At 70.9% G+C, this 9,993-nt stretch carries 2 protein-coding genes; both read left to right on the forward strand.

What is annotated here, in order from left to right; translation table 11 throughout:
* A partial coding sequence (locus ACHFIV_RS11195) for a type I polyketide synthase (protein ID WP_398966368.1) occupies window positions 1-7,501 on the forward strand: 7,501 nt, incomplete at its 5' end.
* 604 nt (window positions 7,502-8,105) lie between these two features.
* A partial coding sequence (locus tag ACHFIV_RS11200) for a type I polyketide synthase (RefSeq protein ID WP_398966371.1) occupies window positions 8,106-9,993 on the forward strand: 1,888 nt, incomplete at its 3' end.

Below are 9,993 nucleotides of genomic sequence, written 5' to 3' on the forward strand. Positions count from 1 at the left end.
CTATCTGCTGGGTCATTCGATCGGTGAGTTGTCGGCTGCGCATGTGGCGGGGGTGTTGTCGCTGGAGGACGCGGCGCGGCTGGTGGCTGCTCGTGGCCGTTTGATGCAGGCACTGCCGGTGGGCGGTGCGATGGTCTCGCTCCAGGCGACGGAGGACGAGGTCCTGCCGCTGCTGACCGAGAACGTGTCCATCGCCGCGCTCAATGGACCGTCCGCCACGGTGGTTTCCGGTGACGAGGACGCCGTGCTCGCCATTGCCGCCCGTTTCGAGGCGGAGGGCCGTAAGACCAAGCGGCTGCGGGTCAGTCATGCGTTCCACTCGCCGCGCATGGACGCCATGCTGGAGGAGTTCCGCACAATCGCCGAGGGGCTTACCTTCCACCGGCCCGAGATCGCCATCGTCTCCAACGTGACCGGCCAGGTAGTGACCGGCGACGAGCTGTGCTCGGCGGACTACTGGGTGCGCCATGTCCGTGAGGCGGTCCGCTTCGTCGACGGCATGCGCGCGTTGCAGGACCAGGGCGTGACCACATACCTGGAGCTGGGCCCGGACGGTGTCCTGTCCGCGATGGGCCAGGACTGCGTCGATGACGCGGCGTTCGCCCCCGTGCTGCGCAAGGACCGCGACGAGGCGACCACCCTGGTCACCGCCCTCGCCGAGCTCCACGTACGCGGGAAGTCCGTCGACTGGACGGCGTACTTCGCCGGCACCGGCGCCCGCCGTGTCGACCTGCCCACCTACGCCTTCCAGCGCGAGCGCTTCTGGCCTGAGGGCGGGGCGCTCCTCATGGGAGGCAAGGAAACTCCGCAGGCCTCATCCCTTGACGCGGCCTTCTGGGACGCCGTGGAGCAGGAGGATGCCGCGGCCCTCGGAGCGGCTCTGGGATCGGCGGAGCTGCAACCGCTCGAGGCGATGCTGCCCGCGCTGTCCTCGTGGCGTCGGCAGAGCCGCAACCTGTCCACCGTCGATGCCTGGCGCTACCGTGCCACCTGGCAGCCGGTCTCCGCCGTTCCGCGTGCGGAGCTGACGGGCACCTGGCTGGTGGTCACGCAGGAGAGCGACGTGACGCACCCCGTCATCGACGGGATCAGCGCACACGGCGCCGATGTCATCCACCTTCCGCTCGCCGACACCGTCGGCAGGGGCGAGCTGGCGGGAATACTCGCCGGCTACCCCGACCTCGCCGGAGTCACAGCCCTTCTGACAGGGGATGAGGACACGGCCCCCGGAGCGGTGGGTACGGAGGTCCTGAGGGCCTTGACCCTCGTCCAGGCCATGGACGATGCAGGCATGACGGCTCCCCTGTGGTGCCTGACACGCGGCGCGGTGTCGGTGGGCAGGTCGGACGGGACCGTCAGGCCCGTACAGGCGCAGATCTGGGGACTGGGCAGGGTGGCCGCACTCGAACACCCGCAGTGCTGGGGCGGGTTGCTCGACCTGCCCGAGGTGCTGGACGAGCGGGCGGTGGGACGTGTCTGCGCGGCACTGGCAGGTGTCGACGGCGCGGATGCCGACGGCGATGAGGACCAGATCGCGGTCCGCGCATCGGGCGTGTACGTACGACGCCTCGTCCGCGCGCCGGGTACCGGGCAGGGAACCGCGTGGTCGCCACGGGGGACTGTCCTGATCACCGGCGGTACCGGCGTCCTGGGAGGGCATGTGGCCCGCTGGGCAGCCCGCAACGGTGCCGAGCGGCTGGTGCTCACCAGCCGGCGGGGCATCGACGCCCCGGGTGCGGCGGAGCTCCGGGACGAACTCGTGTCACTCGGAGCGGCTGTCACCGTCGCCTCGTGCGATGTCACGGATCGCGCCGCACTCACCGAACTGGCGAACGGTCTCCGAGCCGCCGGGTCACCGGTGAGGGCCGTGCTGCACACCGCAGGAGAGGCCGAGTCGCACCCGCTGGCCGAACTGGACGCCGCCGGCCTCACGGCGGTCCTGTCCGCCAAGGTCACCGGGGCCGCCCACCTGGACGCGGTGTTCGCGGACGACGGCGACGAGGAAGGGCTCGACGCCTTCGTTCTCTTCTCGTCGATCGCCGGGGTGTGGGGCAGCGGGGGCCAGGCCGCCTATGCGGCAGCCAACGCGCACCTCGACGCTCTGGCGCTGTGCCGCCGCGCACGTGGCCGGTCCGCCACCTCGGTGGCCTGGGGACCGTGGGGCGGAGGGGGCATGGCACAGGGCGAGGCCGAGGCGCAGCTGCTGCGGCGCGGGCTGCCGGCCATGGCTCCCGAGCGCGCTGTCGCCGCTCTGCAGCAGGCACTGTCCGAGGGCGACGCCCTGATCACCGTGGCCGATGTCGACTGGTCGCGCTTCGCCCCCGCGTTCACCGCACTCCGCCCGAGTCCGCTGCTGGCGGGAGTCGCCGACGTACGCGAGCTGCAGGCGCCGGTCCCGGCCGACGGCGGCACGTCCGCTCTGCGGGACCGGTTGGTGGCGGCCACGGAAGGGGAGAGGACCCGGGCGCTCCTGGAACTCGTACGCAAGCAGGCCGCGGCCGTGCTGGCACACCCGAGCGCCGAGTCGGTCACGGCGACGAGTACCTTCCGCGAGCTCGGCTTCGACTCGCTGACCGCTGTCGAACTCCGCAACACTCTGGCGAGGGAGACCGGACTCTCTCTTCCCGCCACCATGGTGTTCGACCACCCGACGCCGACGGTCCTGGCCGAACACCTGCGTACCGAGTTGTTCGGCGGCGAACTCCGACGGGCCGACGGCCACACCGCAGTGGCCGCGCCGGACCACGACGATCCCGTCGTGATCGTCGGCATGAGCTGCCGGTTCCCCGGTGGCGTCCGCTCGCCCGAGGAACTGTGGGAGCTGCTCGCCGCAGGCGCCGACGGGGTCTCCGGGTTCCCGGTCAACCGGGGCTGGGACCTGGACTCGCTGTACGACCCGGACCCGGACCACCCCGGCACCTCGTACGTGTCCGAGGGCGGGTTCCTCCACGACGTCGCGGACTTCGACCCCGGCTTCTTCGGGATCTCACCCCGTGAGGCGACCGCGATGGACCCGCAGCAGCGACTGCTGCTCGAAACGTCGTGGGAGGCCTTCGAGCGGGCGGGCATCGACCCCGCGTCCCTGCGCGGAAGCCGTACCGGCGTGTTCACAGGCACCAACGGCCAGGACTATTCGGCGTTGCTGTACGTGTCGGCCGAGAACGCCGAGGGACACATGGGGACCGGGAACGGCGCCAGTGCCGTGTCGGGCCGGCTCTCGTACACGTTCGGGCTGGAAGGCCCGGCGGTGACGGTGGACACGGCGTGCTCGTCGTCGCTGGTCGCCCTGCACCTGGCGATTCAGGCGCTCCGGGCGGGGGAGTGCTCTCTGGCCCTGGCCGGCGGCGTGACGGTGATGTCGACACCCGGTGCGTTCATCGAGTTCTCCCGCCAGCGCGGTCTCGCCGGGGACGGCCGGTGCAAGGCGTTCGCCGACGCGGCGGACGGCACGGGCTGGGGCGAGGGTGTCGGCATGCTGCTGGTGGAGCGGCTGTCGGACGCGCGGCGCAACGGTCACGAGGTCCTGGCGGTCGTGCGGGGTTCGGCGGTCAACCAGGACGGCGCGTCGAACGGCATGACGGCCCCCAACGGCCCCGCCCAGCAGCGGGTCATCCGGCAGGCACTCGCCTCAGCCGGTCTCTCCGCTTCACAGGTGGACGTGGTCGAGGCGCACGGTACGGGGACCCGGCTGGGTGACCCGATCGAGGCGCAGGCGCTCATGGCGACCTACGGACAGGACCGGGTGGACGGCAGGCCGCTGCTGCTCGGTTCGGTCAAGTCCAACATCGGTCACACACAGGCTGCGGCCGGTGTGGCCGGAATCATCAAGATGGTGATGGCCATGCGCCACGGGACGCTGCCGCGCACCCTCCACGTCGACAGTCCGTCCTCACAGGTGGACTGGTCGGCGGGAGCCGTCGAGCTGCTGACCGAGTCGGTCGGCTGGCCGCAGACGGACGAACCCTGGCGTGCGGGGGTGTCGTCGTTCGGGATCAGTGGCACCAACGCGCACACGATCATCGAGCAGGCACCTCCTGCCCCGGCTGCGGCCGGCACCGACACCCCGCCGGTTCTGCCGTGGGTGCTGGCGGGACGGTCGGAAAGGGCCCTGGCGGATCAGGCCGGGCTCCTGCGGTCGCACCTCATGCGACGCCCGGAGCTCGACGCGCTGGACGTGGCGTTCTCCCTCGCCACGGGCCGGGCCGCGTTCACACACCGGGCGGTGGTCAGCGGTACGGACCGTGCCGCTCTGCTGCGTGGCGTCACGGCCCTGTCGCAGGGCGGAACCGATCCGCAGGTGACGGTGGACCAGGAGGTCTCCGGGCAACTCGCGGTGCTGTTCTCGGGTCAGGGTGCGCAGCGGTCGGGTATGGGCCGTGAGCTGTACGCGTCCTACCCGGTGTTCGCGGACGCGTTCGACGCGGTCTGTGCGGAGCTGGACCGGCATCTGGACCGGCCGGTCCGTGAGGTCGTGTTCGAGGGTGGTGAGCTGCTGGACCAGACGCAGTTCACGCAGGCGGGACTCTTCGCGCTCGAAGTGGCCTTGTACCGCCTCGTGTCGGCATGGGGTGTCAAGCCCGACTATCTGCTGGGTCATTCGATCGGTGAGTTGTCGGCCGCGCATGTGGCCGGGGTGTTGTCGCTGGAGGACGCGGCGCGACTGGTGGCTGCCCGGGGCCGTTTGATGCAGGCACTGCCGACGGGCGGTGCGATGGTCTCCCTCCAGGCGACGGAGGACGAGGTCCTGCCGCTGCTGACCGACGGCGTATCCATCGCCGCGCTCAACGGGCCGTCCGCCACGGTGGTTTCCGGTGACGAGGACGCTGTCCTGGCCATTGCCGCCCATTTCGAGGCGGAGGGCCGTAAGACCAAGCGCCTGCGGGTCAGCCATGCGTTCCACTCGCCGCGCATGGACGCCATGCTCGACGAGTTCCGCACGGTCGCCGAAAGCCTCACCTTCCACCGGCCCGGGATCGCCATCGTCTCCGACGTCACGGGCCGGACAGCCGGACCGGACGAACTGTGCGACCCCGAGTACTGGGTCCGGCACGTCCGGCAGGCCGTCCGCTTCCTCGACGGCATGCGTGATCTGGAAGGTCTGGGAGTGGCCACCTTCCTGGAGCTGGGCCCCGACGGGGTGCTCTGCGCCATGGGCCAGGACTGTGTCACCGAGAACACCGCGTTCCTGCCGGCCCTGCGCAAGGACAGGGACGAGCCCGCGACGGTGGTCGCCTCGCTCGCCGGACTGCACGGGCGGGGACAGGCCGTCGACTGGGCCGCGTTCTTCGCCGGCACCGGCGCCCGACGCGTCGAGCTGCCGACCTACGCGTTCCAGCGGCAGCAGTACTGGCCTGCGCCGGCCGAACGGGACCGCGGCGTCGACGCCGGGGCGTCCGCCCTGGACGAACGGTTCTGGGCGGCGGTGGAACAGGAGGACCTGACCGGTCTGGTCGAGGGCTCCGGACTCTCCGCCGACCAGCCGCTCAGCACGGTGCTTCCCCTGCTGTCGTCGTGGCGCCGCCAGTCCCGCGAACAGTCCACCGTGGACGCCTGGCGCTACCGGACCGGCTGGCAGCCCGCCACCGTGACCGGCGGCACCACGGCGTCGGGGACCTGGCTGGTCGTGGCGGCGGAGGAACACCACAGCCACCCGATCGTCACAGGTCTTCGCGAGCACGGCGGAGACGTCGAAGTGCTGACGGTGACCAGTGGCACGGAGAACGAGTCGTCGGCTGCTGGGGCTCTGGCGGAAAAGCTGTCCGGGAGGCCTGCCGATCAGGGGGCCGTCGCAGGCGTCGTCTCCCTGCTGGCGCTGACCCACAATCCGGCCACGGCGAATCTCAGCCTCTTCCAGGCCCTTGGCGTCGCTGACGTCCAGGCGCCCCTGTGGTGTGTCACCCGGGCCGGAGTGAGCGTGAGCCGCACGGACGCCGCGCCTGATCCGGAACAGTCCCGGATGTGGGGGCTGGGCCGGGTAGCGGGCCTCGAACAGCCGCACCGCTGGGGCGGGTTGATCGACCTTCCCGCGACGACGGACGAGCGCGTGGTGAACCGGGTGGTCGCCCTGCTGACAGGCGGTGGCGCAGAGGACCAGGTCGCGGTGCGCTCCTCCGGGGCGTTCGTCCCCCGCCTCGAGCGGGTGCCGTCTCCCACGTCCGGGGCCGAATGGGCGCCCAGGGGAACGGTGCTGGTCACCGACGCTTCGACAGCCTTCGGCGCGTACGCCGCACGCTGGCTGGCGGGCACCGAAGCCGAGAAGGTGGTGCTGATGGTGCCCGAAGGCGCCGAGCCGGCGGCGGACGCGCTGGCGCGCCTCCAGGGGCGCGGCACGGTCGTGCGATGTGACGTGGCCGACCGCAAGGCGCTGGAGGTGCTGGTCCGCGAACTCACCGAGGAGGGAAGCCCGGTCCGCGCCGTGCTGCACACGGTCGGCGGCAACCAGCTCACCCCGCTCGACGCTCTCCGCATGGACCACGTCGACGGACGGCTGACGGCGAAGGTGTCAGGCGCGGCCCATCTCGACGAGGTCTTCGCCGACACCGACCTCGACGCGTTCGTCCTGTTCTCCACCATCGCCGGTGTCTGGGGTGGCGGCGGCCAAGGGGCCTACGCGGCCGCAGGGGCGTACCTGGACGGACTGGCGCAGAACCGCCGGGCACGCGGCCTGGCCGCCACGTCGGTGGCCTGGGGGCCGTGGGCCGAAACGGAGTCCGCCGACCCCGGGGCCGCTGAGGCGGAGGAGAAACTCCGTATGCGGGGGCTGCCCGCGATGGAGCCGGAACTGGCACTGACCGTCCTGCGGCGGGCGGTCACCGACAGTGATCCGCTGCTCACGGTGGCCGACGTCGACTGGGGGCGGTTCGTGCCGTCGTTCACGGCCATGAGGCCCAGCGCGCTTCTGGCGGACCTGCCCGAGGCGGTGGAGGCACTGGGCGGCGACGCGGAAGGCGAAGGGGTCGACAAGGACGCCGCCGAGGAACTGCGCCGACGCCTCACCGGGCTGTCCGAGGCGGACAGGGAAGCCGAACTGGTACGGCTCGTCCGCACCCACGCGGCAGCCGTCCTCGGTTACGCGGGCATCGAGGAGGTCGGCCAGGACCGGGTCTTCCGCGAGCTGGGCTTCGACTCGCTGACGGCGGTGGAACTCCGCAACAGGCTGACGAGGGCCACGGGGCTGCGGCTGCCCGCCGGTCTGGCCTTCGACTATCCGAGCGCGGTCGCAGCCGCCGGCTTCCTGCGTGCGGAGCTCCGGTTCGGATCGGACACCACGGGGGCGTCGCTGCTGGCGGAGTTGGACAAGCTGGAGGCGGCGACAGCCGTGAACGAACCCGACTCCCTCACCAGGGCCAAGGTCGCCATGCGGCTCCAGGCCTTCCTGGCCAAGTGGTCCGAAGGCACGACGGACGAGGCTGACGCGGCCGACGTGACCGGAAAACTCGAATCCGCCTCCGACGACGAGATATTCGACTTCATCAACAACGAACTGGGGCGGTCCAACTGATCGAGGCTCAAGAGGCCCCGGCGCGGCGCTGAAACCACCGCCACGCCGGGGCCGCAGTCGCCGGACACGGGCGTACACCGCCTACGGCGCATTCCCGGGGTAGCGCATTTCCCCGGGGGCGGGTCCCCGGGCTGCTGTCCCTGTTCCCTCGTGCCCACCGACGAGGCCGGCGGGCACGAGGAACCCGCACGCACGGATGCTCCGGGGGTGTTCCGGCGGCGCGGGCGACCGGAGGCCGACCCCCACCCCTGCCCGGAGAAGGTCGAGAACCAGGCGGTGTCGACCGCCGTGGTGCGCCCACGGGGCCAGGGATGGAGCGGCGGCCGTTAGGGGGCCCCCGCCGGTCTGTAGGGGTTGTGCGGCCAAGGGGGGTCGAATAGCTTCGCATTGCGAGTTGATCTGCTGGAATGTCGACGTCATTACCGGACCGCATCGATATTCATGGATCGTCATGCAAAGGCTATGGATCAAGGGTTGCGGCGCCTGGGGCTCCGCAATTCCCGAGGACATCTCTATTCGTTGACAGCTGAAACGTCGCCCGACGTTCTACCCCTTTATCGGTCCTCCATCGCTATTAGGTGCTGTCTGCTCAGGGTGGGATTGAATGGCGAACGAAGAGACGCTGCGGGAATACCTCAAGTGGGTCACCGCGGATCTGCACCAGGCCCGTCAGCGTCTGCAGGAGGTCGAAGCGGCTGACCCGGAGCCCGTCGCGATCGTCGGCATGAGCTGCCGGTACCCGGGCGGTGTGCGCAGCCCCGAGGACCTGTGGGAGCTGGCCACGTCCGGCGTCGACGCCATATCGGGATTCCCTCTCGACCGCGGCTGGGAAAGCCTCGGCGACGCCACGGACTCCGCCGGACCCTCGTTCACCATGGAGGGCGGCTTCCTGGACGACGTCGGCGGGTTCGACCCGGCGTTCTTCGGGATCTCCCCGCGTGAAGCGCTGGCGATGGATCCGCAGCAGCGTCTGCTCCTGGAGACCTCCTGGGAAGCCGTCGAGCGGGCCGGTATAGCCCTTGAGACACTCCGGGGCAGCCGTACCGGCGTGTTCGCGGGTACGACGGGCCAGGACTACTCGATGCTGCTCCAGCCGCCCCCGGAAGGGACCGGCGGCTACGTGCTGACAGGTACGTCGGCGAGCGTCGTCTCGGGACGCATCGCCTACACGCTCGGCCTCGAGGGGCCGGCCGTGACGGTCGACACGGCCTGTTCCACCTCGCTCGTGACCCTGCACCTCGCCGTACAGGCCCTGCGCTCCGGTGAATGCTCGCTGGCACTGGCAGGGGGAGCGACCGTGATGTCGACCCCCAGCGCCTTCTACGGGTTCAGCGACCAGGGCGGGCTCGCCGCCGACGGCCGCTGCAAGTCGTTCGCGGCGACGGCCGACGGCACCGCATGGTCCGAAGGCGTCGGTGTACTGCTGCTGGAACGCCTTTCGGACGCCCGCCGCAACGGCCATGACGTGCTGGCGGTCGTGCGGGGCACCGCGGTCAATCAGGACGGCGCGTCGAACGGTCTGACCGCGCCCAACGGTCCCTCGCAGCAGCGCGTCATCCTTCAGGCCCTTGCCGACGCCCGGCTGTCGGCCCAGGACGTCGACGCAGTGGAGGCGCACGGGACCGGCACGCGGCTGGGGGACCCGATCGAGGCCGAGGCACTTCTCGCCACCTACGGCCAGGGCCGTGCAGCGACCCGGCCCCTGCGGCTCGGGGCCCTGAAGTCGAACATAGGGCACTCGCAGGCCGCGGCAGGCGTGGCCGGTGTCATCAAGATGGTGATGGCGATGCGGCACGGGATCCTGCCGCGCACCCTGCATGTGGACACTCCGTCCTCACAGGTGGACTGGTCGGCGGGAGCCGTCGAGCTGCTGACCGAGCAGATGGAGTGGCAGAGCACCGGAGAGCCCCGGCGGGCCGGTGTGTCGTCCTTCGGTATGAGCGGAACCAACGCGCACGTGATCGTCGAGGAGGCGCCCGCCGACGAAACCGCCGGACCCGGCCTCGAAGGGGCTTCACCGGTGGGCGGCGCGACGCTCCCGTTCGTGCTGTCCGGGAAGTCTCCCGATGCGGTGGTGGAGCAGTCCGTCAGGCTCCTCGGTCTGCTGAACCGCGAGCCGGAGACCTCCCTGCCGGACGTCGCGTGGTCGTTGGCCACTGCACGTACCAGGTTCACGCACCGAGCCGCCGTGGTGGCCTCGGGGCGCGATGAACTGGTCGCCGGTCTGGACGCTCTGACGGACGGGCGTGGCCCGGGTGTGGTGCGGGGTGTCGCTGATGGTGTCATGCGTCCGGTGTTCGTGTTCCCGGGTCAGGGTTCGCAGTGGGTGGGTATGGCTGCGGGGCTGATGGAGTCCTCGCCGGTGTTCGCGGAGCGGATGGGTGAGTGTGCGGCTGCGTTGGAGCCGTTCACGGACTGGTCGTTGCTGGGTGTGTTGCGGGGTGAGGCGGGTGCTCCTGGGCTGGGCCGGGTGGATGTGGTGCAGCCGGTGT

It is taken from the genome of Streptomyces sp. ALB3, from assembly GCF_044385685.1.
In the GTDB taxonomy this organism is placed as follows: Bacteria; Actinomycetota; Actinomycetes; order Streptomycetales; family Streptomycetaceae; genus Streptomyces.